Annotated in this window: 21 protein-coding genes; 6 read left to right on the top strand and 15 right to left on the bottom strand. The window is 66.2% G+C overall.

Annotated features, from left to right (window positions below):
- Positions 1 to 63: 63 nt before the first annotated feature.
- Positions 64 to 2,511, bottom strand: coding sequence for an HNH endonuclease signature motif containing protein (locus CWT10_RS03025; RefSeq protein ID WP_233187977.1), 2,448 nt, complete (start codon positions 2,509 to 2,511; stop codon positions 64 to 66).
- Positions 2,512 to 2,657: 146 nt separating this feature from the next.
- Positions 2,658 to 4,478 (bottom strand): hypothetical protein, encoded by a 1,821-nt coding sequence (locus CWT10_RS03020; protein WP_103061724.1) that lies wholly within the window; start codon positions 4,476 to 4,478, stop codon positions 2,658 to 2,660.
- A 383-nt stretch (positions 4,479 to 4,861) separates the two neighbouring features.
- On the opposite strand from CWT10_RS03020, the gene CWT10_RS03015 reads away from it, so the two are divergent.
- Both CWT10_RS03015 and CWT10_RS03010 read left to right on the top strand, forming a co-directional pair.
- Positions 4,862 to 5,545, top strand: coding sequence for a TetR/AcrR family transcriptional regulator (locus tag CWT10_RS03015; RefSeq protein WP_103061723.1), 684 nt, complete (start codon positions 4,862 to 4,864; stop codon positions 5,543 to 5,545).
- A 205-nt stretch (positions 5,546 to 5,750) separates the two neighbouring features.
- Complete coding sequence (locus CWT10_RS03010; RefSeq protein WP_128683252.1) at positions 5,751 to 6,752, top strand: nucleoside hydrolase; 1,002 nt, start codon at positions 5,751 to 5,753, stop codon at positions 6,750 to 6,752.
- 223 nt (positions 6,753 to 6,975) lie between these two features.
- Here the strand turns inward: CWT10_RS03010 and CWT10_RS03005 are convergent, their stop codons facing one another.
- From CWT10_RS03005 to CWT10_RS02945, 13 genes are all read right to left on the bottom strand, one after another.
- Positions 6,976 to 7,926 (bottom strand): sugar-binding transcriptional regulator, encoded by a 951-nt coding sequence (locus CWT10_RS03005; RefSeq protein ID WP_233187976.1) that lies wholly within the window; start codon positions 7,924 to 7,926, stop codon positions 6,976 to 6,978.
- Positions 7,927 to 8,053: 127 nt separating this feature from the next.
- Positions 8,054 to 9,031, bottom strand: a complete 978-nt coding sequence (locus tag CWT10_RS03000) for a transketolase family protein (RefSeq protein WP_103061721.1) — start codon at positions 9,029 to 9,031, stop codon at positions 8,054 to 8,056.
- On the bottom strand, positions 9,028 to 9,906 hold the full coding sequence (locus CWT10_RS02995; protein WP_103061720.1) for a transketolase: 879 nt from the start codon (positions 9,904 to 9,906) through the stop codon (positions 9,028 to 9,030). Before CWT10_RS02995 ends, CWT10_RS03000 begins: the two co-directional genes overlap by 4 nt.
- A 32-nt stretch (positions 9,907 to 9,938) precedes the next feature.
- Positions 9,939 to 10,922 carry a sugar phosphate isomerase/epimerase family protein gene (locus CWT10_RS02990; protein ID WP_103061719.1) on the bottom strand — a complete coding sequence of 328 codons (984 nt, stop codon included), beginning with the start codon at positions 10,920 to 10,922 and terminating at the stop codon, positions 9,939 to 9,941.
- 70 nt (positions 10,923 to 10,992) lie between these two features.
- Complete coding sequence (locus CWT10_RS02985; protein ID WP_103061718.1) at positions 10,993 to 12,462, bottom strand: FGGY-family carbohydrate kinase; 1,470 nt, start codon at positions 12,460 to 12,462, stop codon at positions 10,993 to 10,995.
- 4 nt (positions 12,463 to 12,466) lie between these two features.
- Positions 12,467 to 13,471, bottom strand: a complete 1,005-nt coding sequence (locus CWT10_RS02980) for a D-ribose ABC transporter substrate-binding protein (protein WP_103061717.1) — start codon at positions 13,469 to 13,471, stop codon at positions 12,467 to 12,469.
- A gap of 44 nt (positions 13,472 to 13,515) precedes the next feature.
- On the bottom strand, positions 13,516 to 14,637 hold the full coding sequence (locus tag CWT10_RS02975; RefSeq protein WP_128683251.1) for an ABC transporter permease: 1,122 nt from the start codon (positions 14,635 to 14,637) through the stop codon (positions 13,516 to 13,518).
- Positions 14,634 to 16,226, bottom strand: coding sequence for a sugar ABC transporter ATP-binding protein (locus tag CWT10_RS02970; protein ID WP_103061715.1), 1,593 nt, complete (start codon positions 16,224 to 16,226; stop codon positions 14,634 to 14,636). The genes CWT10_RS02975 and CWT10_RS02970 overlap by 4 nt, the downstream gene beginning before the upstream one ends.
- Positions 16,223 to 16,876, bottom strand: a complete 654-nt coding sequence (locus tag CWT10_RS02965) for a DUF2291 family protein (RefSeq protein WP_158247572.1) — start codon at positions 16,874 to 16,876, stop codon at positions 16,223 to 16,225. The genes CWT10_RS02970 and CWT10_RS02965 overlap by 4 nt, the downstream gene beginning before the upstream one ends.
- 179 nt (positions 16,877 to 17,055) lie before the next feature.
- Positions 17,056 to 17,979 carry a PfkB family carbohydrate kinase gene (locus tag CWT10_RS02960; RefSeq protein WP_103061713.1) on the bottom strand — a complete coding sequence of 308 codons (924 nt, stop codon included), beginning with the start codon at positions 17,977 to 17,979 and terminating at the stop codon, positions 17,056 to 17,058.
- An 18-nt stretch (positions 17,980 to 17,997) separates the two neighbouring features.
- A complete protein-coding gene (locus CWT10_RS02955) occupies positions 17,998 to 18,441 on the bottom strand; it encodes an RbsD/FucU family protein (protein WP_103061712.1) in 444 nt (147 codons plus the stop codon).
- Positions 18,442 to 18,493: 52 nt separating this feature from the next.
- A complete protein-coding gene (locus tag CWT10_RS02950; protein ID WP_158247571.1) occupies positions 18,494 to 19,981 on the bottom strand; it encodes a PTS transporter subunit EIIC in 1,488 nt (495 codons plus the stop codon).
- A 182-nt stretch (positions 19,982 to 20,163) separates the two neighbouring features.
- Positions 20,164 to 20,541 carry a transposase family protein gene (locus CWT10_RS02945; protein WP_168190751.1) on the bottom strand — a complete coding sequence of 126 codons (378 nt, stop codon included), beginning with the start codon at positions 20,539 to 20,541 and terminating at the stop codon, positions 20,164 to 20,166.
- 748 nt (positions 20,542 to 21,289) lie between these two features.
- Here CWT10_RS02945 and CWT10_RS02940 point away from each other — a divergent pair.
- The 4 genes from CWT10_RS02940 to CWT10_RS02925 all read left to right on the top strand — a co-directional run bounded on the left by CWT10_RS02940 (position 21,290) and on the right by CWT10_RS02925 (position 24,320).
- Positions 21,290 to 21,943, top strand: a complete 654-nt coding sequence (locus CWT10_RS02940; protein ID WP_233187974.1) for an ABC transporter ATP-binding protein — start codon at positions 21,290 to 21,292, stop codon at positions 21,941 to 21,943.
- Positions 21,940 to 22,722, top strand: coding sequence for a hypothetical protein (locus CWT10_RS02935; protein ID WP_103061708.1), 783 nt, complete (start codon positions 21,940 to 21,942; stop codon positions 22,720 to 22,722). Before CWT10_RS02940 ends, CWT10_RS02935 begins: the two co-directional genes overlap by 4 nt.
- Complete coding sequence (locus CWT10_RS02930) at positions 22,719 to 23,399, top strand: hypothetical protein (RefSeq protein WP_103061707.1); 681 nt, start codon at positions 22,719 to 22,721, stop codon at positions 23,397 to 23,399. Before CWT10_RS02935 ends, CWT10_RS02930 begins: the two co-directional genes overlap by 4 nt.
- Before the next feature lie 672 nt (positions 23,400 to 24,071).
- Positions 24,072 to 24,320 carry a hypothetical protein gene (locus CWT10_RS02925; RefSeq protein ID WP_103061706.1) on the top strand — a complete coding sequence of 83 codons (249 nt, stop codon included), beginning with the start codon at positions 24,072 to 24,074 and terminating at the stop codon, positions 24,318 to 24,320.
- Positions 24,321 to 24,356 lie beyond the last annotated feature (36 nt).

Here is a 24,356-nt window from a genome sequence, read left to right as displayed (position 1 = left end):
ACTTTCCCAGACAATCCTCTGCCCCTACCGCACCAGCGGTCGTCAACTGTGTTGTGGACGAGGTCAGAAGGGTGGGATCTGGTCTAGTAGAGGCGCCAGGCCGAGGTCGTGCAGCGCCTGGGGGTAAGGCACAGACTCGAAGGCTCCGACAGGTTGGCCGGGGTGAGGTCCGCGGCTGGCGACCACCGGAGGTCGACTGGCCTCACCGGGGCCGACAGCCAGATCCAGGCCGTGCTGGAGACGGTCGACCACCGCGTCGTTGACGGCGGAGCTCAGTTGCTTGGGGATCGGCCGGGCGGGAACTGCCAGTTGGCGCGGACCGATCTTGTGGGCCATCATGGTGATGGTGCCGTCCATTGCGCGCCGATAACGAACCCCAGTGGGCGTGGTCCACAATAGGGCGCCGTCGTCCTGCCGAGTGAGGGTCCATCCGGGGGTGTGCTTCAGGCGATGGTGGGCCTCGCACAGGCTGGTCAGGTTGTCCAGGCTGGTGGTGCCGCCCTGGGACCAGGGGGTGATGTGGTCGATGTCGCAGCGCTGGGCCGGCACCGTGCAGCCCGGGAATGCGCACTGGCGATCACGAGCCTGCACAAGATCGCGCAGGCCGGCCGGAGGCCGGTAGTGGGTGCGGCCCACGTCCAGGACGGTTCCTGAGAGCGGGTCGGTTACCAGACGGCGCCAAACACCCCCCGCTGCCAACGCCCTGGCGGTAAGCGTGGGCACCGGCAGGCTGTTACCGCCGATCACAACCTCAGCTACCTGCGCATGCTCCGCTATCTGCGCATGCTCCGCCACCTGCGTATGCGCGGGTAGCCCAGGCCCACCGCCTGCGGACGGACTCGGGCCGCCGGGAGTGCACAGACTCCCGCGGGCGGAGGGCACACTACTCCCGTAATCAACCACGGCCACAGCCACACTGCTCCCTTGATTCGGGGACGCAGCCGCCTGGCTAGTATCAGATGCCGCCTTATGGTGTTGTGGCGGTTCGTCATCGACCTGCCCAACGCCGGGCACCAGCATGTTCAAAGGGACCGTAAGGTCAACATTGACCGTGATTCCCGGCGGAGGAAAAACCGGCTCAATCCCCGACGGTGTCCACCAAGGATGGGTGGAGTCCACCAGCCCACTCAGGCTAGCCAGCAACCCCTCCAGCGGCACCCCATCGGGCAACAAATGCCCACTGGCACCAGCTCCCACGCCAACGGGCACCACACCGGAATCCTCAGCACCGCCGGAATCGTCGGTCCCGGATACCGCAGGGGCGGGATCATCGGTCCCGGATACTGGGAAGGCGGGGGACCGCCCAACAAGGCCAACGTCCCCGGTATCGGCTCCATCCGGCTCCAGTGCCCCGCCCTCGCTTCGGCAAGCTACATGCTGACTGCCTTGTAAGGTACGCAGGGTCATGCCGGTGATGGCATCGGCACGCAACTGGCCGAGGCTGCGCTGATCGCCGGCCGCGCGGGCAGAAGCGGCAATGGCGTCCAGGGTCGCATCCAGCAGGAACGCGTCAAGACTGGGCAGCAGCAACCGCATCTCATGGGTGCCCTCACCCGCCTGTCGAGGACGAGTCACATGCCGACCCGCCACGTCACGCCTACGGAGACTGCTGCCACCCTCGGGATCAAGAGCGGCCAGAGCACGGTCTATATCGCGTCCCAGCTGCGAGGCCGTCCTACGGGGAGCACGAGCAAGCACCCGCTCCTGCACCGCAGCTGCAACGCCCGTATCGACATCGTCAAGACGGCGCGCAATCAACGTGGTCTTAGACTGATCCAGCAGTCCCGAGCGGTGCAATACCTCTGTAAGCGCGAACTCGGGACGAAGCAGCACCTGCCCCCGATCAACAATCCGGCCAGCAGTAGCGCGCGCCACCCCCAGGCGGCAGGCGATCTCATTGGTGGTGGTAAAACGCCGTTCATCCTCGGTCACCAGCTGCTGGGGCACTCCATCAGGCCCCCATGGGGCCGTTCCCCGGTTCATCTCCGCGGTCCGCGCCAGGCAGGCAGCCGCCACCGCCTCCGCCCAGGCGGCCCAAGCCCCCAGCCGGTGGCAGGCCGTCACCAGTTCACTGAGTACTTCACCGCCCAGCGCGGCCAAAGCGTCAATCCCGGTCCCCTCGCCCCAGTCCACGCCAAGTGCCCCGGCCGCCTGCGCCAGGCTCCGATCGGCGGGACTGGTGACAGCCTCCAGTACTCCATCCAGTTCAGGGACATCCAGCACCTCAGTGACCTCAACGTCTGCCTCATCCACCTGCGCCTCATCCCGGTCACCGCGGGCAGCCACTAGCAGACCTGCCAGCAGCTCCTCGACCAAACTCGCCAAACCGGCCCCCGCCGGCGCCTCGGCCAGGCGCCCGACCAGCGCATCCGGGTCCGCAGCGCGCCCGCCCGACACTGCCCGCGCGGCCATCGGTGCCGCCACCGGCAACCGATTCTTGGCCGCCGGTGGCACAGCCTCCGCCACGCAAGCCCCGATGGCTTGGTCCTTGGCGCCCCTGCCCTCCAACATGCCTCCACGGTATCGCCCCACACCGACATGAATTCCGACCTCTTAAACGAGCTCTGCCGGCATGCGAGCACGTTGGGCGGGGAGAGCCGGCTTGCCAGCCCTTCGGACACCATGCCCGCCTCCGTATGATGTCGTGCTGTCACCGGTCAGATGTCTATCTGATCGTGCACGGCCACATTAATCAGTTCTACGCGGCCATCAGGCAGACGCCAGAAGTGCAGCCTGCGAGCCGACGGCGTCTTGACCTGGACGGCCACACGGAAAGCGACGGCGCCGTCCTCGCGCGTACGCGCCTGGCTGCTGTGAGTGCTCATACGCAGCCGATGCAATTGCCGCGACGGGATGTCCTTTACCCGGCCGGTGAGAACCTCTACCACCACCCGCAGCACGCGTTCATGATCCACCCCCTCCAGCGCATTGAGCGAGTCTATGAATCCGGGGCCCACCGCGTAGTCAGTTGGGAGCGGCCACAGCGCCTTGTCCTGCGGCGGCGTCAGTTCCGCCCAGGCCACGTAGATCTCATGACGCAGCTGATCCTCCGGGTCCAGGAACAGTGCTTGCGCGGTGTGGGAGGAATCCTCTCCGTCGCCCGCAGCACTACGCGTCTCCTCCCGCTCGGCCTTGCGCTGCGCAAGTTTGCGGGAGGCGTGGCGGTGCTGCGACATGGAGTGCTGGAGCCGCTCGGTCAGCTGTGCGACCTCGTGCGTCGCCTCACGCTGAAGCTGCCTGGTCAGCGACAGCTCCATGCGCAGATGCTCGGCCTGCTCGCGTTCCTGATCCAGTCGGTCGGCGAGCCGTGACAGGCTCTCCCGTGCACTGGCCAGACTGCGTTCCAGCTCAATGATGCGGCGCGCCCGGGCATCCTCTTCCGCCTCGCCCACACCCAGGGGCGCCGATTCGGCTCCGCCTTCACTCGCAGCGGCGTCCTCGGCGTCGCCGTCCGGCAACACCGCCTGAGGCGGAGGCTCATCCGCGGCGGACGGCGTCCCCTTCCCGGATACGGGGTCTGCGCCTCCCGCCACCAAGTCAGCGCCCTCCCAAGCAGCCGCCCCCGTCTCCTCCAGCCAAGGCGGCCCTCCCGGAAGCAGGCTCGACGCCGTGCGGACCGGCTCGTCGTCGTCGACATCATCCATGGACAGTAGGAGCTCGTCTTCAGTGGCCTCGACGCGGGCGCGCGCCACAGCGCCGATCCAGAACAAGTCATCCAGGCTGTCGAAGGGATTTGGGGTCACGCGGGCCTTGGGTATGCGGACCGTGACTCGTGGATAGGGCTCAACGATCAACTCGTCCGGCGTCATGGCGGAAACCCTGACCAGGACGACTTCCCCGGCAGTCAGCCCACCCAGCGCGTGCTGCGATGACAGGACGCCGGCGGAGACGTCGAGGTAACCGGTGGTGGCGTCGTAGGTGCCCTCGACGTGTTGTCCCTCGGTGACAAGCTGACCGATGCTCACACCGAGTGCGGGCACGGAGTCCTCCGGTGAGATGGTGGCCAGGGTCGCGCCATCACTGCCGCCTTCGACCAGTGCGCGGGACGGGGGAATCAGCATCCTCACGATCCCTTCGAAGCTTCGTGTCGTCGTAGACCGGCCCTCATAGGGCAGCAGGCGTGCGAGCTCTCCGATCAAGCCGTCGGTTGCCCGCTGGCCGGAGGCCTCGTCATCGGCCAGGAACAGCCTAGAGCTCCTCCAGTCCGTCACCCAGGCGAGGTCCGGGGTGTAAATGCGGCCGGCCCCGCCGTACACCTGGGTGTACGGGGGCATCGCATCCGCGAAGGCGTACGAGGCCCGGCCCGTCACCAGCACATAGACCGGCACCACTCCACGTCCGTAACGGGCCAGGGCGACGGCGTCGATGAGTGGCTCCTCGCTGCCCGCCGGAGTGGAGACCACGGCGACGGCGGCCTCTCGGTGCTCGTCCAGCAGAAGGGCGGCGAGATCATGGGCACGGTCCGGTGTTGACACCACAACCGGTTCCGGGGTGCGCGGACGGGCAACGTCGGCGGGCGTCGCGGGGCGCGCCGCAGCCGGACGTTTGTCCTTCCGCCTCCGTTTGACCAAAGTTGCCTCCCAGGGGTGGTTCCCTCGCGCGCGTTGCCCTCGAGGTTGCGCATGAGCCATTCTTCCACGCCCGGCCCGCCGCCGGGCGACCGCCCGACCCGCCGCCAGGTAGTGGGTCCGCCCGATGGTCGCCGGGACGACGGCGTAATGTCCCGCAATCGAATCGTTGTGCCTGGGCGTGTCTGCCCCGACAGTATCGCTATATTGCGAACCGGGAACGCCCCGCCGTAGTCTCGGCATGCGATCGCGGGCTAACCCATCGCCGACTCGACCGATCCCTGGAGGTCATCGTGGCTCGTCTCAAAGACACCGCGGCACCGCTCAAAGACGCCTTGGGCGACGCCCTGCTCACACTTATGCGCGAGATGCCGTTGAAGAAGATCACCGCTAGCCAGATCGCCTCGCTCGCCGGACTGGGCCGGGTGACGTACTTCCGCCACTTCTCATCCAAGGAGGAGGTGCTGGCCTACAAGTACCGCACTGCGTGGCGGGACTTCGCCACGCACCACTGGTATGACCAGGCCGACGACCGTGCGAGCGCCACGGCTCGCTTCCAGTTCTGCCTGCAGGTGCGTGAGATCAACGACGTCGTCTATGACGCGCAGCTCGGGTGCATCCTGCTCGAAGTCATTGTGGACACGCTCGTTGACGAAACCCCGGAACCGACAGCGGTTGCCGGTTCCGACACCCGGGCCGCCGATGCCGCTGACCGGGCCGTGTACCTGAGCCGCTTCAAGGCCCACGCCCTGTCCGGACTTATAGATGCCTGGATCCGCGGCGGCTACCGACAGCTCCCCGAGGAGATGGCCGCCATCTACATCAGTTTCCTCAGTCCCGAGCTGGAGTCCCTGGGAGCGCGCGGCTCCGAGCGCCGCACCGGCGGCAGAGCGGCGCGGATGCGTCGCCTGCAGCGCATCCGGGAGGCGGCGGAGCGACGCAACCCGCGCCGCTACGTCATCGATGACGGATCTTGACATCCGCATTCCATTCAATATTGAATACAGTCTACCGGTCGCAAGCCGATGTCCTGGCCAATGACGTCAGCGCCGCAGCCGCGACTCCCAGCACAGAGCAGGCGCACCTGCTGAGCCGGCGCGCTTTCTGGATCGTGGCCGGCGCCGTCGCCGGGGCCGAGGCCAACACGATTCACCCCGATCACGCTTGCAAAGGAGCAAAGCCATGACCACCGCCCGCAAGACCTGGACCAACGGTTCATTCCCTTGGCTTTCCGAAGCCGACGGGCTCCCCGGGGTGACTCCCCGCACCCGCGTCATCATCGACAACGACTTCGCCGGCGACCCCGACGACCTGTTCGCCCTGGCCCACCACCTACTGGTTGAGGGCACGCAGGTGCGCGGCGTCGTCGTCTCCCGGCTGCGGGAGGATGACCCCTGGAACCGCACCGCCTCCTCCGTGCGCGCCGGCCGCGAGCGCGTTGAGACACTGCTGGCGACCATGGGGGTGACCGGCGTGGAGCTGTACGACGGCGACGACCGCGGCTTCGACACCTACGACGCACCCACCGCCGCCTCCCGCTTCATAGTCGACGAGGCGCTGCGCGACGACGACCGGCCTCTGTTCCTGGTAGCCGGCGGCTCGCTGGGGGATGTTGCCCGCGCCTTCAAGACGGAGCCTGCCATTGCCGATCGGCTGACCCTAATCTGGATCGGCGGCGGGGAGCATCCGGGGCTCGCGTATGTGCCCGAGGGCGGCACGGATCTGGAGTACAACCTAGCGCTCGACCCCGCCAGCGCCAGCTACGTCTTCAACGACACCGAGGCGCGTATCTGGCAGATACCGCGCGACGTGTACCGTTCCGCCACGGTATCCATGCCGACCATCCGCCGCGGCTGCGCCCGGGCGGGAGCCGTCGGCGCCTACCTGCTGAGTGAACTGAACCAGGTGCGGGAAATGGTGGCGGGCATGGCACATCCGGGAGCCACCTACGTGCTCGGCGACCAGCCGCTCGTGCTGCTGTCCTCATTGCAGACCACCTTCGAACCGGACGCCGCCTCCTCCTACTACGACGTCATCCCCACGCCCCGCATCGCGCCAGACGGCACCTACCGCTACCCGCAGAACACCCGGCCGATGCGCCGCTACCAGCGCATCGACAACCGGCTGCTGTTCGACGATATGTTCGACTCCCTGGCCGTGTTGTCCGATTGGCTGGAGAGCTGAGAGGCGCAGACGGGTACGACTCCATGGTTGTCTCCACCGTCCATGGTCCGGTCCGTGAGCGGATCGCAGGGGCGTTGCCGTCTACCGCCCTGGCCTGCTCACCGCATCCGGGCACTTCCCCACCCCACCAGCCCCACCAACCGAACTCGATGGTCATATCTACCGATCTCGATGGTTATTTCGACCGAACTCGGCGAACACGGCGCAAACCGGAAGAGCCCGATTAGTCCGCCAGCAGGGCGCGTGCCGTGGTGGCATCGGTGATGAGGATGTTCACCCAGCCGCCGCGCAGGGCGGCGCGGATGGCGGCGTGCTTGCGCTGTCCGCCCGCGGCCGCCAGTCGCCGCGGGATGGCGCGCAGTTGTTCGGCGTCGGCCCCCACCAGGCGGCGGTCGAAATCGGAGTTCACGTGGTCGCCGTCGGCATCGAAATAGCGCAGACACACGTCCCCAACGGCGCCCGCCCGGCGCAGCTCCTCCCGGTCGGCGTCGGAGTAAATGTTTCCGGACTGGCGCAGCAGCGGCGACGGCTCCAGGCTGCCGATACCCACCAGGGCAATGGTTACCTGAGGCAGCAGCTCGAGGACGCGTATGACGGAGGGGTCATTGCGCAGCTCGGCGGCAGCAGCAGCGGTGCCCAGAACCGCCGGTGAGGGGAAGAACTCGGGCACGGCCCCGGTAGCGCGGGCGAGCAGGTCGATCATACGGGTGGCCTTGACCTGCACGGTGGGGTTGCCGATACCGCCGAAGAGCTGCACGACGGAGGACGCCACCCGGGTTCTGAAAGGCTGCAGCCTTTCGATCGCCGCCAGCCAGGTCGCGCTCCAGGAGGACAGCCCTATCGCATCTCCCCCGGTCAGCGTGGTCTCCAAATAGGTGGCGGCCGCGGCGGCGAGCGCGTTCTCAATGGTCGCCTCGTCCTCACCGGCGTCCACGACCACGCACTCATCCAATCCGTGCCGGGCCTCGACCTCCTCCTCAAGGGAGGTGAAGGTGCCGGCGGGCAGGGTGACGACGGTGCGCACTATGCCCTCTTCGGCTGCGCGTTTAAGGAGGCGGGATACGCGGGGCTGGGAGACGTGCAGCTCGTCCGCGATTTCGGACTGCTTGATCCCGTGCTCGTGATACATGCGTGCAATACGAGCCATTAGGCGCAGCTGAGCATTGTCATTCACCGGCGTGATTCCTTTCCCCGAGGCAGGGCTCAGGGCCTAAACCTACCGCGATGGGGAGCAATACCACGCGGGTGCGGCCGAGATCGCAATGCCGGTCCCGGCCGCACCCGGCCGCTTTGGCGACGGCTCAGGTCTCCGGTTCCTTGGCGCCGGGTCGGCCGAGCAGCTCCTTGGCGGTGGCGATAATGCCGTCAGCACTGATGCCCCAGAGGTCCATCAGCCGGCCCTCCGAACCGGTGGGGGCGAAGGTGTCCGGGATGCCAATCCGCCTCACCGGCACGGGCCGGTGGGCGGTCACCAGTTCCGTCACCGCACCGCCGAGCCCGCCGGATGCGAGCCCCTCCTCGGCGGTGATGAGGCCTCCGGTCTCCTGCGCGGCCACCAAGACCGCCTGCTCATCGAGCGGCTTGACGCAGGCCATGGACAGCACACGCGCACCGATACCCTCCGCGGCCAGTGCCTGCGCGGCAGCGAGCGCCCGGTGCAGCACCGTGCCGTTGGTGATGATGGTCAGGTCGTCGCCGTCGCGCAGCATGGTGGCCCGTCCCGGGGTGAACACGTAGTCGGAGGCGTGGACGGCGGGCACCTTCATACGGGAGATGCGGATGTATACGGGACCGTCGTGTTCGGTGACCGCCCAACGGACCGCGGCGGCGGTCTCAACCGGATCGGCCGGGACGATCACCGTCATATTGGGTATCACCCGCATCCAGGCGACATCCTCCGCACTGTGGTGGGTGCTGCCGAGCTGCCCGTAGGCCAGGCCCGGGCTCTGCGCGGCCAGCACCATGTGCCGGTAGGAGTAGGCGGCGTCGATCTTGATCTGCTCCATGGCCCGCGCGGACAGGAAGGACCCGGCGCAGGAGACGACCGGAATCCTGCCGCCGCCCTCAAGTCCCGCGGCCACACCCACCTGGTTCTGCTCGGCGATGCCGACGTTGATGATTCGCTCCGGGAAGCGGACGGCGAACCCTCCCAGCTTGGATGAGCCCACGGAATCGTTGACGACGGCGACGATACGCTCATCCGCCCCGCCCAGCTCCTCCAGCACCGCCGCGAAGGCGTCGCGGCAGTCATATAGGGCATTGGCTTCGGCGGCGGTCATGCCAGTGCCTCCAGTTCTGCTAGTGCCCGCTCCACCTCGGCATCGGTGGGCAGCCTGTGATGCCAGGCGACGGCGTCGGACATGAAGGAGATCGGGTGCCCCTTGTGGGAATGGGCGATGATGAAGGTGGGCCTGCCGGAGGCGGCCGGCACCTTGGCGAAGGCATCCAGGAGGGCACCAACGTCATGCGCGTCCACATCGACCACCTCCATGCCGAAGGCGCGGGCTTTGCCATCCAGCGGGTTCAGGTCGTTGGTGTCCTCGGTGGTGGCACCCTGCTGGAGGTGGTTGCGGTCGGCAACCACGCAGAGATTGGCCAGGCCGCGTTGGGAGGCGAACATTAGGGCCTCCCAGTTGGAGCCCTCCTGCAACTCCCCGTCCCCGGTCAGGACGAATACCCGACGCGGCGAGCCGTCCAACTGGGCGGCAATGGCCTGGCCGACGGCGATCGGCAGTCCGTGCCCCAACGGCCCGGTGTTGGCCTCGACGGCGTCCACGTACAGGCGGTTGGGGTGGCCGTTGAGCCGGGACTCGGGCTGCACGAAGGTCTCAAGTTCGGTCACATCCAGCAGGCCGGAGGCGGCGAGTGTGGTGTACAGGGCGCAGGCCGCATGCCCCTTGGACAGGATCAGGCGGTCGCGCTCGGGATCGTGCAGCTTCCCCGGGGTCACGTTCAGCACGTGGAGGTAGAGGGTGGCCAGCACATCCGTAATGGAGAACTCTCCGCCCAAGTGGCCCATACCAGCATTCGCCACCAGGGTGAGGTCCTTGCGGCGGATGAGGCGGGCGCCCTCCTTGATGTGCGCAATCACCTCTTCCCGGCTCATGTCGGGCGTGGTACGCCCGAGTACGGGCAGTTCAACGGTGAAAGTCATGTCTGCTCCTCACGCGTCACCCGGTCCGGACCTCAGGCCATGCAGGTCAGCAGGGCGTCCTGGACGATCCGCTGGGCGGCCAGCGGATCCTGCCGGGCCTGGGCATCGGCCAGTGCCGCCTCGTCGAGGTGGTCCAGGGCGCGGTGCAGGGCCTTGAGGAAGCGGATGGAGGTGCGGGCGTTGTCGACGGCGTCCTCCCTGAAGGGGAACTGGTCCAGCTGCCAGACTCCCTCCCAGCCATTCTTCTTCAACGTGTAGAAGAACTCGAAAATCTCGGTGATGTGGACGGTGCCGACCACCATGTCATCATCCCAGCCGCGGTAGTTGTCATTGACATCCATGCCCCATAGCAGGCCGTGGTCGATGAGCAACTGGGCGGCCTCGGCGGGTGCCTCGCCGCCGAACAGGGCGTGCCCGAAGTCCAGAAGCACACCCACATTGTCAACGCCCATCTGCTGGATTCCCAGTACGGTCTTGGCGGCCGAGGACCAGAACATGTGGGTGCGGGGCTCGCGCGGCTTGTACTCAATGACGAACTTCAGATCCGGGTTGGCCTGGGCCAGATCACGCATGCCCTCCACCGCCAGGCGGCTGAGTTCTTTGTAGTCGACCTGGAAGGGGTAGTCAAAGCCGTCCTGCCCGGGCCAGATCTTCACGTAGCGGGCACCGAGCTCGCGTACGGCGTCGGCGGCGCCTTGAATGATCGCCATGGCGCAGGCGCGCTTATCCGGATCGGGGTTGGTGAAAGCGCCCATTTGGTGCTCACGCAGGTAGATGTCCGGGGTCACGCCGATGGCCTTAAGGCCGGTGCGCTCCAGCGCAGCCTTGACGTCGTCGAGGCTCACACCGGACGTGAAGGGATAGTTCAGGTCCACATAGCTGATATCGCCGACCTCGGCGGCCAGCTCGATCTGCTCGATGGTGGAGCGCGGCTCACCGTAGCCGTCGGTGGCGTAGCGGTCGACGTAGGTGGCAAAGTTCCACAGGCCCGCGCCGAAAACGGGGGTGTCAGACATTGGTTGTTCAACTCCAGTCGTAGTTGTGTTGTGTTGGGTTGTGTTCTTGTTGGCAGGTGATCGCGGCCGGCTAGGCCGGCGTGGCTCGGGACCGGGCCAGAGCCTCACGCCACCCGGCCCGGGCGGCGCCACGGGCGGCGTCGTCCAACATGGGCCGGAAGCGTCTGCCCTCCTGCTGCGAGACTGCGGGCAGTTCCCAGCCCAGTCGGGCGAATCCCATCAGGGCGGCCCCCAGGGCGGAGACCTCCGCGTTGGCGGCCACCACTACGTCACGGCCGAGCAGGTCCGCCTGGCACTGCATAAGCAGGCGCGAGGCGGTGGCGCCGCCGTCGGCATGAAGGACCTGCAAGTCGGAGGTGTCCAGGGCCGCGACGACGTCGGCGATCTGGTGCGCGACGGCCTCCAGGGCGGCGCGGGCTACGTGTCCTTGGCCCGTGCCGGCGGTGAGCCCGCAGATGATGCCGACTGCCTGACGGTCCCACCAGGGGGCACCCAGTCCGGTGAAGGCGGGCACCAGGCTGACGCCACCGGAGTCTGGGACGGTAGCGGCCAGCTCATCCAGCTCACGGCCGGGTTTTACGCCCAGCAGCCGGGCGGTCCAGTCCATGGCGGTGCCGGAGGCGACGATATTGCCCTCATGCCCGTACATAGGGGTGTCGGTAAGCCAGGCGACAGTGGTGGACACTCCCTGGCGGACACCCCGGTCCGTACCGGAGGGGATCATCACCGACGAGCCAGTGCCATAGGTGGCCTTGCCCTCGGCGGTGGTGCGGCAGCCGTGGCCGAACAGGGCGGCATGGGAGTCCCCGAGCACCCCCACGATCGGCACGCCGTCGGGCAGGAAGTCCAGTCCGGCGGTGGCGCCGAAGTCCGCATTGGAGGGGGCGACGTCGGGCAGCACGGCGCGATCGATGCCGAACAGCTCGCACATGGCGGGCGACCAATCGAGGGTGGCCAGATCCAGCAGCAGCGTGCGGGAGGCATTGCCGGCCTCAATGACATAGGCGGCCTGACCGGTCAAGCGGGCCACAAGCCAGGAGTCCACGGTGCCGATGCGGACGTCCCCGGAACCGACCCGGTCCAGCAGATAGCGCATCTTGGGGGCGGAGAACATGGGATCCAGGCTCAGGCCCGTGGTGGAGGCGACGGCGAACTCGCGGTCCGGGGAGCGCAGCCAGTCGCAGAACTCGGCGGTGCGGGAGTCCTGCCAGCCGAGCATCGGCGCCAGTGCCTGGCCGGTGGCACCATCCCAGGCGACCACGGATTCGCGCTGATTGGAGATGGCGATGCCCGCCGGGGTGCCCTCCACCCCGGCCAGGCACTCCCGGATGGCGGCGCACTGGGCGTTCCACACGGCGTCGGCGTTCTGCTCCACCCAGCCGGGGCGGGGATAGGAGACGTCCACGGGGGCGGAGCCGGAAGACAGAATGGCGCCGTCGGGGGCGATGGCGAAGGCCTTGGCGTTGGTGGTGCCCTCATCAAGGGCAAGGACGTAGGCAGGCGCCTTCCCCGCCTGTTTCCGTGCAGCCGTGTCGCCCATGCGTTCATCCCTCCTCGAGCTCGAAGAGCGTGTAACGATCGGCGTTGGTCTGGTCGATCAGGATGCAGTCCACGAGCTGCTTCTCCTTCTTCCCGGTCTCGCCGTTCTTGATGTAGGCATCAGCCTGCTCCACGGCCATCTCGGAAATACGCACGGCCGGCTGCATGCCGGTGGCGAGCATGGTGCCCTCCTTGATCGCCTTGACCGCGTCCGGGGAGCCGTCGAAACCGATCACCAGGATGTCGTCGGTCTTGCCCGCCTGCTGCACCGCCGCCACGGCGCCCACCGCCATGGTGTCATTGCCGCAGATGATCGCCTGCACGTTCGGGTCGCGCTGCAACAGGGTCTCGACCTTCTGGTAGCCGAGCTGCTGGTCCCAGCTGGCAGTCTCGGTGCCGACGAGTTCCATTCCTGGGTACTGGTCGAGCACGGAGTGGAAGGCCGTGGACCGCACCTGGGCATTGGTGTCCGTCTCCCGGCCGAACAACTCGTAGTAGCGCCCCCGGCCCTGGAGGGTGTCAGCGAGCTTCTCCGCGACCAGAGCGGCGCCCTGGGAGTTGTTGGCGACGATCTGCGCGACGGCGAGTCCGGCGGCGTTGATCTCGCGGTCAATGAGGAAGACGGGGATGCCGGCCTCAACCGCCTTGCGGACCGCGCCCTCGGTGGAATCCGCGCCGGCGTTGTCCACAATGATCGCCGCCGCATTCCGGGAGATGGCGGTGTCGAAGAGTTCGGATTGGGTGTTCACGTCGTCCTCATGGGAGAAGGCGTCCGCGGTATAGCCGAGCGCCCTGGCCGCGGCGACGGCGGCCTCGGCCTCCGTCTTGAAGAAAGGGTTGTCGTGAGACGGAGTAATGACCGCGAAGTAGTTGGAGTCACCACTTCTGGAGCACGCACTCGCACAGGGCAGGAGGGGAATGGCAAGAGCCCCTAACGCCCCGGCACGCAGCACTGAGCGGCGGGAGGGGTGACTCGTTGATGATCTGAGGGAGGTGATGGTGGATGTCATGATGGTTTCCGCTTCTTTTCCGTTTTACTCATAGTTCGCCGAGATCAGGCCGGACCGCCGCCGGCAGTGGTCGCCGCCCGCTCAATGCGGGCGGCCTCCCGTTTGACCTCCTGCGCGGCCTGGGCGGCGGCGCGGGAGCGCTCCAGGCGCTGCTGCCCCTGGTCGAGCATGACGGCCAGGACGATCACCAGGCCCTTGAGGAAGGTCTGCCAGAACGAGGACACACCGACCAGAACCAGCCCGTCATTCAGGAAGCCGATGACGAAGGCGCCGATCAGGGCGCCCTTAACGTCGCCACGACCGCCCGCCAGTGAGGCGCCGCCGATGACGACGGCCGCGATCGCGTTCATCTCATAGGTCTCCCCGGCGGCCGGGGCGGCCGCAGTCAGTTCAGAGGCGATGATCAGGCCGGCCAGTGCCGCCATGGCACCGGAAACCATGTACACCCGCATTTTCACGCGCTTTACAGGCACACCGGACAACTCGGCGGCGCGTTCATTGCCGCCGACGGCGTAGAGCCAGCGGCCGAAGGGGGCGCGGGCGACGACCAGGGCGATGATGACCCCGAATATGATCATCAGCCACACGCTGGTGGGCAGTCCGAGTGGACGAGACACCCCCAGGAAGGAGAAGCCCGTGTTGCCGAAGGCCTCCTCGCCAGCCAGATCCGGGTAGGTGGCACCCTTGGAGATGAGCAGGGCCGCTCCGCGCGCCATATACATGGTGCCCAGGGTGGCGATGAAGGGGGCGACGTTGAATCTGGTTATCAGCATCCCGTTGATCGCTCCAACGCAGGTGCCCACCAGCAGGGCGACAATCACTACGACGAGCACCGACGGGTAGGCGTTGAGATCGAAGACCGACAGGTGCAGCCCCTTGAGCATGACGCCGGCGATGACACCGGACAGGCCGACGATGGAGCCGATTGACAGGTCGATACCACCGGTGAGGATGACCAGTAGCATGCCCAGGCTGAGTAGTGCGTTGTAGGCGACGTGCTTGGTCATGGTCACCAGGTTGGTGGCCGTGAGGAAGGAATCGGACAGCGAGGCGAAGATGACGATCAGCACGAGCAGGGCGATGAAGGCGCGTTGCGCCATGAGGAACTCGCCGATGCTCCGATTGCCGATGCGCAGGCCGGAATTCTGGGTGGGTGCGGGGGTCATGCTCGGTCCTCGTCCTTCGTGTCACTGGCCGCGGTGTGAGCGGGCGCGGCTTGGTCGTGGGTAGTTGTGATCTGTTCACCGGTTGCGGCCATGACCTGGTCGCGGGTGGTGGTGCGCGGGTCGAGGTCGGCCACAATCCGTCCGCGTGCCATGACGATCAGGCGCGTGGAGGCGCCCAGGGCCTCGGACAGCTCGGAGGTGGCGAACAGGACGCCGACCTTGGTGCTCGCCACCTCGGCCATGGTGGAGAAGATGTCCGATTTGGCGCCGATGTCGATTCCGCGCGTGGGCTCATCCATCAGCAGCATGCGGGGCGCGGTCATCAGCGCCTTGGCGATGACAACCTTCTGCTGATTACCGCCGGAAAGGGAGGTGATGCCAATGCTCGGGGACTCGGTCTTGATGCGCACGGCCTCAATGCCGTGGCGCACCTCTTTGGCCTCTTGCCTGCGCTTGACCTGCCCGCCGCGAGTGAGAATGCTCAGCGCGGCCAGGCTCATATTGCGCCCTACGCTCATGAGTTGGACGATGCCGTCGGCCTGCCGGTCCTCCGGGGACAAGACAAGCCCGGCGTCGATCCGCTCGCCGATGGGAGCGTGGGAGACGTCCCTTCCGTCAAGCAGGATCCGACCCGAGACCGCGGTATGCCGTCCGGCAAGAGTCTCCAGCAGCTCGGTGCGTCCGGCGCCCATGAGCCCGTAGATGGCGACGATCTCACCCTCACGCACGGTGAGTGAGAGGTTGTCGACGGCGATGCGTGAGGGATTCGCCGGGTCCGGCACCACCAGATTCTCTATTTCCAGAATCGGCTCACCGGCAGCGGCCGTGATGGCCGTGAACAGGTCGGATTGCTCACGGCCGGCCATGGTCTTCACGATCCAGGGCAGATCCACATCCGCCATGGGTGCGGTGGCGACGTGCCGGCCGTCACGCAGGATGACCGCGGTGTCCGCGATCTCCAGGCACTCGTCCATGTGGTGGGAGATGTAGACGATGGCAACGCCGTCGGCGGTCAGCTCCCGGATGATGCGGAAGAGCACCTTCACCTCGGTGGCCGACAATGCGGAAGTCGGCTCGTCCATGATGAGCACACGCGCCCCCTCCACCAGAGTGCGAGCGATCTCCACCAGCTGCTGCTGCCCCAGCCGCAGGTCCCCCACGAGGGCGTCGGGGTCGATCGGCTCCTCCAGACGGGCGAGCGCCTCAACTGCCTGCTCCCGCTGGCGTGAGCGTGCGATACCGGTGGGCGAGGTGAGCTCGCGGCCGAGGAAGATGTTGTCCACCACCGACAGGTTGGGGCACAGGTTGAGCTCCTGGTGGACGATGCCAACACCGTGTGCCACGGCATCGGTGGTGTCGGCGAAGGTGATGGGCTCGCCGTCGAGCTCGATTGTGCCGGAGGTCGGCGGCTGCACCCCGGACAGGATCTTCATGAGGGTGGATTTACCGGCGCCGTTCTCTCCGATGAGGGCCACCACCTCACCCCGCCGGATTTCGAAGTCGACGCCGCGCAGGGCATGGGTGGCCCCGAAGGCCTTAGTGATGCCACGGCCGGCAAGGACGACCGGGGCGTTCTCATTCAGGGTCATGACGCCGCCTGGATCGAGATGGGGGTGATGACGACATGCGTGGGATCGGAGTAGGCGAAGGCGCCGACCACGGTGATCTCCTGGCCGATCATGGAGGTCAGGTCGTTGTCGGCGAGCACCCCGGTCTTGAGCGGATCGTTTAGCGAAAGTCCCACCTGGGCGTAGTCGATCTGGTTCTCGAACATGTCAAAGGTGACTTCGCCGGTGACGTCCCGCAGCGCCGTTCCCATGACGGCGGGGCCGGTCTGAACGGAGACGGTGACGTCGGAGGGAACGCCTTCGACGGCGAGATCGACCTGACCGAATCCGCCCTCCTGCACGGTTCCCGTGGTGGTTACTGCGAAGGTGTAGGCGGCCTCGCCGTCGCGCTTGCCCAGTTCCTCGCTGGTGCCCTGCTCATCGGCCCGAAGATCTTCGATGAGCCCGGCCAGGTCGGTGGCGCTGTCGTTGATGTAGGTGATGGTGGAGTCGTAGTGCTCTTCGGCGTAGGCGACCGGATCCGTGGACCCGGCGGTGAGCAGGGCCTCCGCCTCCTCCGGTGTCATGAAGGTCGTACCGAAGAAGCAGACAGCGAGTATCGCCACCGCTCCGCCGGCTTTGACGATGACGCCCCAGGGGCGTCCGCCACGGGTCTTATTGGTACGTGCCATCGCGTGAGCCTCCTCGCTCGACATGGCGGTTCAGGGATGAGCCGCCAACATTGACATACTCATTCGGCTATGAATGGCCACTCAAGTGTCCTATTCACTCCGTCTTTTGTCAAGCGCATGTCACGACCGAGCATCCGGCGCCGATTCGGCGGAGTGACACGGAATCGTCGGCCCGGTTGTCAGATCTCAATGGACTTGATCGCCCCGTAGGAGGCGGCCGCACCCGCAGAGAGAACCGCGGCCGACCCCGCCCGCATGGCCTGCGATACGGCCCGTTCGAAGTCCAGGCCGAGTGCGAGGGCGGCCGCCAGCGCACCCACGGATGCGTCTCCCGCTCCGGTGGTGTCCACGACGGGGCCGGCGGCGATGGCCTCGACATGGGCGCCCCGCGGGCCATCGGCAGCAAAGGCGTCATGCCAGACCGCTCCAGCACCGCCGAGGGTGATCAGGATGCGGCGCGGACCGCGCTCGGCCAGACGGGCGGCGGCACCGAGCGCCTCATCGGTGCCGCTCGGAGCCGGGCGGCCGAGGACCAGGCCGGCCTCGGTCTCATTGACCACGAGGATGTCCACCGCGGCGAGGTCCTGCGGGGCGATGTCGTAGACCGGTGCGAGGTTGAGGATCGTCCTCGCCCCGGCCCCGCGAGCGGCGGCGATGGCGGCGGCATTGGCAGCTGCCGGAATCTCGCCCTGGAGGACGACGACGTCCGCCCGCCCCAGCGTCGCGGCCGCTTCAGTGGCCTGCCGGGCCGTGACCCGGCCGTTGGCACCGGCGTCGATCAGGATGGTGTTCTCCCCAGTGGCGGACACGGTGATGAAGGCGGAGCCGGTGGTGCCCTCGTCGACGAGGAGGCCGGTCACGTCAACGCCGTGGCCGGCGAGCTCTTCACAAAGGGCAGGTCCGGCGGCATCGGAGCCGACGCGTCCGACGAAGCTGGACCGGGCGCCGGCATGGGCGGCTGCGGCGGCCTGATTGGCGCCCTTGCCGCCCAGACGGTAGCTGAGCGAGCGGGTGTACAGGGTCTCCCCCGGCTCGGGGAAGCGGTCCACGGTGACCGTGACATCCTGGTTGATCGACCCGATGACGACAACGCTTGCAGACATGGCCATCCTCGCCCCTTCTCAGTCCTGCGGCCCGAAGCTCGGCAGCACGCCCTTGGTGAGCAGGTAGCAGCCGTACGGCCGGGCCTCCTGGGTGTGAATAACGGCGGAGGCGGAGCGGGCGGCCTCATAGAAGTCGAAGCGCTCCATGGAGGCGCCGGCGATCTCCCGTCCCTCGAGTTCAGCGGCGACGTCGAGGACCTCACGGGTGACCTCGCGCAGCTCGGTGTCCCCCGCGCCGATCATGTAGCGCACGGGTGCGTCGACGAAGGTGTCAAGCGGTATGAGTTCAACCACTAGGCGCACGGCCTCAGGGCTGTTCAGGGACGGCATGGGGATGACCGGTCGGCCGGTGGCATAAGCGGGGTAGTTAGAGTCGACGACTGCGATGACGTCGCCATGGCCCATACGGGCCAGCACGCCCAACAGCTCGGGCGTGACGAGGGTGTTGATTCCTTTGAGCATGTTCATCTCCTGTCAAGGATCGGTTTGGCGGATGGAGGGGCGTGGAGGGGGTTCAGCGCACCTCCTCCCCGGAGCCGCGGCCGCCGGGATCAGATGACGCCGTCACCATGGAGTCGGAGAATCCGATCAGGTAGGTGGTTATGGCGGCGCCGAAGAAGGCGATCGCGCAGGCGACCACGAATCCACCGAAGCCGGCACCCACATAGGCTGGCATGGTCAACAGGCTCGTGGAGACCAGTGCCGAGGCTCCGGCGCCGGAGGCGGCCACGATGGCGCCGGCGATTCCGGAGAAGATCGCGCCGATGACGAAGGGACGGCGGTACTTGAGGTTGACGCCGTAGATGGCCGGCTCCGTGACACCGGCGAGCACGGCGGACAGGGAGGACGAGCCGGCGATGCCCTTCAGCCCCCGCTGGCGGGTCTTCAGGAAGACGCCGAAGGCGGCACCGGCCTGCGCCATATTGTTGGGGCCGGTGATGGTGAACAGGGTGTCGCGCCCGTACAGGCCGAGGTTCTGGAAGACGATGGGGACGAAGCCGTAGTGGACTCCGAACATGACCGCCAGGGGCCAGATCCCGCCGAGCAGCAGCCCGGCGACGACCGGGCTGAGGGAGACCAGCCACTGGTACCCGGAGGCGAGTCCGTTGCCGACCGCCGTGGCCACCGGACCGATGACGAGGTAGGTCAGCGGAACCACGACGATGAGCGTGACCAGCGGGATGATGATATTGCGGATGGACACCGGGATGATGCGGCGCAGCCACCGCTCCAACCAAGACTGTCCGTATACGGCCAGGATGATCGGCAGCACGGAGGAGCGGTACGCCACCAGGGTTACCGGAACGCCCAGGAAGGTGAGCGCGGCGTCGCCCTCATAGGCCGCCACCATGTCCGGATACAGCAGGGCGGCGGCGATCGCCATGGAGACGAAGGGCGTGGCGTTGAACTTCTTCGCCGAGGTGTAGGCGAGAAACATGGGCAGGAACTGGAAGATGCCGTCGCTGGCCGCATACAGGATGCGGTAGGTGCCGGTGTCCTCCGAGAGCCAGTTGAGCGTGGTGGCCAGAATGCACAGGCCCTTGAGCATGCCGGCCCCGGCCATGGCCACGATGATAGGAGTGAAGATCGAGGCGATCACATCGACGACGGCGGCCGGGCCACGGGGCTGCTGCGCACCCGGGTCGGCATCCGCGCCCGCCCCGCCTTCCGGGGCGGTTACGTCAGCACCAGCTCCCGGAGACGCAGAAATGCCCGCGCCCCCGCCCGCCTCGGCGTGAACGCCATTGAGGCCGATGAGCGCCTCATACACCTCCGGAACGCGTTGGCCGACAACCACCTGCGTCTGGCCGCCGGCGTTCATTGCGGTCAGGACGCCGTCGACCTGCGCCAGGGCGGTGAGGTCCGCCCGGGAGGCGTCCGCCAGGACGAAGCGCAAGCGCGTGGCGCAGTGGGTAACGCTGCGCACATTCGCGGCTCCGCCCACCAGCTCCAGTACGGCGCGGGCCGTGTCTTCGGCATGCTCCAGAGTCGACGACATCATGCCTCCTCGCATGTGCATTCATTGTCGAATGCAACCACCCTACGGCCGTGAGCCGTGCGAGTCAACGGGCGCGTCCGCAGCTCATCCGGCACAGCGGCGCTGGAACGCCAGGTTGTTTTGGGACTTGGGGGATGGCTAGCATTTCCCGTGATCTGATAGTTAGGATGGATGAGCCTTTCTCATCAGGGGAGGTTGTTGTTCAGGTTGAGGATGACTAGCGCGGTGGCGGTGATTTTGGTGATGGCCGATGGGTCGAGGGTGACTCGCTTGAGGGCCTTGAAGCCCTTGAGCAGGGCGTTGGCTGTTTCGGCGGGGGCTCGCAGGTGGGCTTGGACCTGGTTGTAGGAGCGTGTCCCGGTGTCGGGTTTGGTGCCCTTGATGGGCACCTTGATGCCGATGCCGGCGCCGGCGTACCCCTTGTCCGCCAGTGTGGGCGTCCCGTCGGCGGTTACCGGGTACAGGGCTGGCAGCACATGGGTACGGGCCGCCTTGATGTCGTGGACCGAGCCGGGCTCGACCGGCGAGGTCCACACCGGATAGCCGGTTGAGTCGGTAAGCACTTGGATGTTCCCGCGTGAGGCGCCTTGTGCTTGCCGGAGTATCACAGGTGGTATCCGGTGTCGGGGTCACGCTCGGCGACCCGGTCGGTGCGGATCAAGGTGCCGCCCCCAGGCACACAAACGGCTCCCCGTTGTCCTTGAGCCGACGTAGCACCTCGGGCAGGTCCGGCGCCTTTGAGGGCACTATGTCCAGGGCCTTGCGGCTGGTACCGGTAAGCGGTGGCAGGGGACACGCCTGCGTCGCGGGCGATGCCGGCCACATCGGTGGCGTGGATCAGCCAGCGCAGCAGCATGACAACGGCGGTGGGCGGCGATCCACCGGGACACAGTCCCGGCAGTGGAAACTGGGACGCCCGTGAGTGGCACGATAGGACACCCGCGCGGGACCTCTTTTCGGGCTTGGTTTTTTGGTCGAAACACATGCTGCCGGAAGGCCCCGCGTGCACCACCAGCGACACACCCACCTTCCCGCACCACCCCAACGACCCCAACCCGCACCCCCTCAACCCCGGTGAGAAAGGCTCAATCTATCTTCTTGAGCATGGTAGGCTCGTTTCGTGTGGTGACCACAAGTCGCTCTTTGAAACATCGGAACTTTATCGGCGTATGACCCTTGAACAACATCTATCAGATAATCCAGCCATCGCACAGGAGGAGAATTATGCCTGAACCGCACCCATGTCTTCCACATGCAGAGGGTCGTATTGAGGTCACGCGTTTGTGTAAGGCGCGTCGCGGAGTCGAGATCTTGCATGAGGTCACGTTTGAGGCTCAGCCGGGTAAGGTCACTGCGTTTCTCGGGCCCAATGGCGCTGGCAAGAGTTCGACGCTTCGCATCCTTTTAGGCTTGGATCACGCGACGAGCGGGCGGGCGAGGTTCGATGGTCTGGACTACCCAGAATTGAAGCGTCCGCTCACCCATGTGGGGGCGCTGCTTGATGGGCTAGCCGGAGCGAAGAGCCGGAAAGTAGGCACGCAACTGTCGATTGTGGCTGAAAGCAATGGGATCACACGGAGCCGGGTTGGTGAGGTGCTGGACGCTGTCGGGATGACTGCGAAGCGTTCTGCCCGTCTGGGCACGCTCTCGCTTGGGGAATCACAACGTGTTGGGTTGGCCCAGGCGCTGCTCGGTGACCCCCAGTTCCTGATTCTGGACGAACCGACGAACGGACTGGATCCGGCGGGAATACGATGGTTTCGTGGATTTGCTTCGGCGCAAGCGCGTTCGGGTAAGACGGTACTGCTCTCCAGTCACCTGCTGTCGGAGGTGCAGGAGATCGCTGATACGATTGCGGTTATTGCCGGAGGTCGGATTGTGATGACGGGCTCGATGCCAGAGGTTCTCCGGCACATGGAGTCGCTGGAGGACTTGTTCTTCGAACTGACGGAGGACACGCAATGATTGCCTTTGTTCGTGCCAGCGTGTTCGATGCCAGGAAGATCTTCTCAAGGAGGTCGTTTTGGGTCGTAGCCTTTTTGATTGTGGTGGTTCAGCCTCTGTTCGCGTTCCTCGAGGCGGGGCAGATTGCGGATATAGGAGTGAATGCGACACCTGAAACTCATCCGGAGTTGGTGGAAGCGTTGCCGCCAGTGGCCTTCATGGGTTTTGATGTGATGGCGTTCGGTGATGCGGTCATCGTAGTGTTCGGTGCTCTGCTGGGGGTGAGTGAATACCAGGACCGCGAGTTGCGCGTGACTTTTCTGGCTGTGGGGCGTCGCCCAGTGATGCTCGTATGTAAAATTGCCACGAATGTCGGCGTAGTTGCGGTGCTGGCTGCGGTCGGTAACTATGTGACTCTGGTCTTGACACATGTTGGGCTGGGCTCGCAGGGCTTGAACCCGTTCACGTTAGCTCGCGAAACGTGGGGAGCCCTGGGTTCGGTTGTACTGACGTGGATCGTGTTCGCGTTGGTTTCCTGTGCAATCGCGGTGATCACGAAACGGTGGTTGGTGGCGCTGCTGCTCATGGTTCCGCAAGCGGTTGGTCTAGGTGATGCGTTCGCAGCGTCGTGGAGCCCGGCTCGGTATCTGCCTGTTGCGGCTGGGCATTGTCTAAGCGCTTTGCCTGGAGATGAGTGTGGGTGGCAGCCTTCGGCGAGCGTGGCCCTAATCGTAACAACCGCGCTCTTGCTATCCGTGGCGGGGATGTTGTTTGTTAGGCGGGATGTGGGTAGCCGATGACCCAGACTATCCGATCCGAGCTGCGCAAACTGTTGGCGAATGCGTTAGGGGTGGCTGCTGTGGTCGCGCCCGTGGTGGCTGTTCCACTTCTCGCTGGGCTACTGACTCGGCCAACGGCGGGTGCTGTTGATGCGCACAACGCCGTCCTGCGGGCCTTGCAGTTGACTCAAATGTTCCCCGTGATCGTTGGTGGAAGCGTGAGCGGGCAGGAATACACCGAGTCCGCTCTGCGAACATCACTATTGGCAGTGCCTCGACGAGCATATCTCTTCTGGGGCAAGACAGTTGTTGTGATCGTTATTGTGGGCATTTCCTACCTTGCGAGCCTTGGCATTGCGCTACTGATGCTGGGACCGGATCTGGCGTCGGGTACTGCGTTAGCGGCGGGGGCGTCGTGGTTAGGGCTGGCTATTCTCGCGGAATTCCTGGCCATGGCCTGCCGTTCACTCGTGGTGCCACTGGCAACGCTGGTGCCACTAATCTTGGGACTAAGCATGATCATCCACTCCTTTACTCCCCTAGCCCGATTCTTGCCTGATCTCGCAACGATTACCGTCTTTTTGGGTCCCGGTCCGCAGCTGCTCGCACCTGCACCTGGGGGGCTCGTCCTGCTGGCATGGGCGATCGCTTCGGGGATTGCTGCGTTCACGGTTCTCGTGCGAAGCGACGTGCGCTGACACTCCAGAGGTTGTTCCCTTCGCCTAACAGTGAACTGGACCGGGTTTGATAGAGGCAGTGAATACACGGAAGGATCACTGCCGGGAGTGCGACTCGTGGAAGTATCCCGAAGAGGGTTGCGGGAGCGGGCCACCCGGATGGCTGTGCAGGGGCCCGTAGGGATCCGGAGAGGTCTAAGGGGCGATCCTGGAGGATCGCTGAGGAGTTGGGCGTCCCGCCCCGGAGGCGTTGCGTACCTGGGTGGTAGAGGGGCCGAGGTCGATGCGGGCGCCCGGCCGGGAACCACCGGTGAGGATGCTGAGCGGATCAGGCAGCTGGAGAGGGAGGTACGCGAGCCGGGGGCGGGCTAACGGGGATCCTGCGCAAGGCGGGGCGCGTATATGCGCCCCGGGAGGAGTGTGAGGCGCCGGTGGAGGTCACCGGTCTCATTCATCGACGGGCAACAAGGCGGACCTCGGGGCCTGTGCCGGTTCTGCCAGGTGCTTACTAGTGCCGGCGTCAAGATCGCCCCTTCCCCTCCTGCCGTGCCCGCAAGTCCCGTTCCCCGAGGGTGATGCTCCTATGTGTGTCAAGCGGTGGTGCGCCATTGGTCGTAGGTGGTGGCGAGGTCGCGGTCGGGGCGTTTGCCTCGTTCGAGTTCGCTGATGCGGGCGGGCCAGGTGTGTAGGGCGGTGGCGGCTTGTCAAGCCCTCAACCCCGCCCCCAACCTCGTCCTCTGGCTGACCGACGACTTCTTCCAAAACCACGTCGTGCTCACCCCGGAACAGATCAACACCTCCTGGGTCAACCATGCCGAACACAACCCCATGACCGAATACCCCCAGTACTTCACCGACCCACCCGGCGTCTTCACCCCCCAACCAGAACCCGTCACCACGACCATCCGGCTACCCCGCTGGCCCCCCGGCAGACGCCGGTGACTCCCACCCACACTCCGCACCGGACCCGGCCCGGAG

It is taken from the genome of Actinomyces qiguomingii, assembly GCF_004102025.1.
Classification (GTDB): domain Bacteria; phylum Actinomycetota; class Actinomycetes; order Actinomycetales; family Actinomycetaceae; genus Actinomyces; species Actinomyces qiguomingii.
This window is presented reverse-complemented; position numbering and strand designations above follow the sequence as displayed.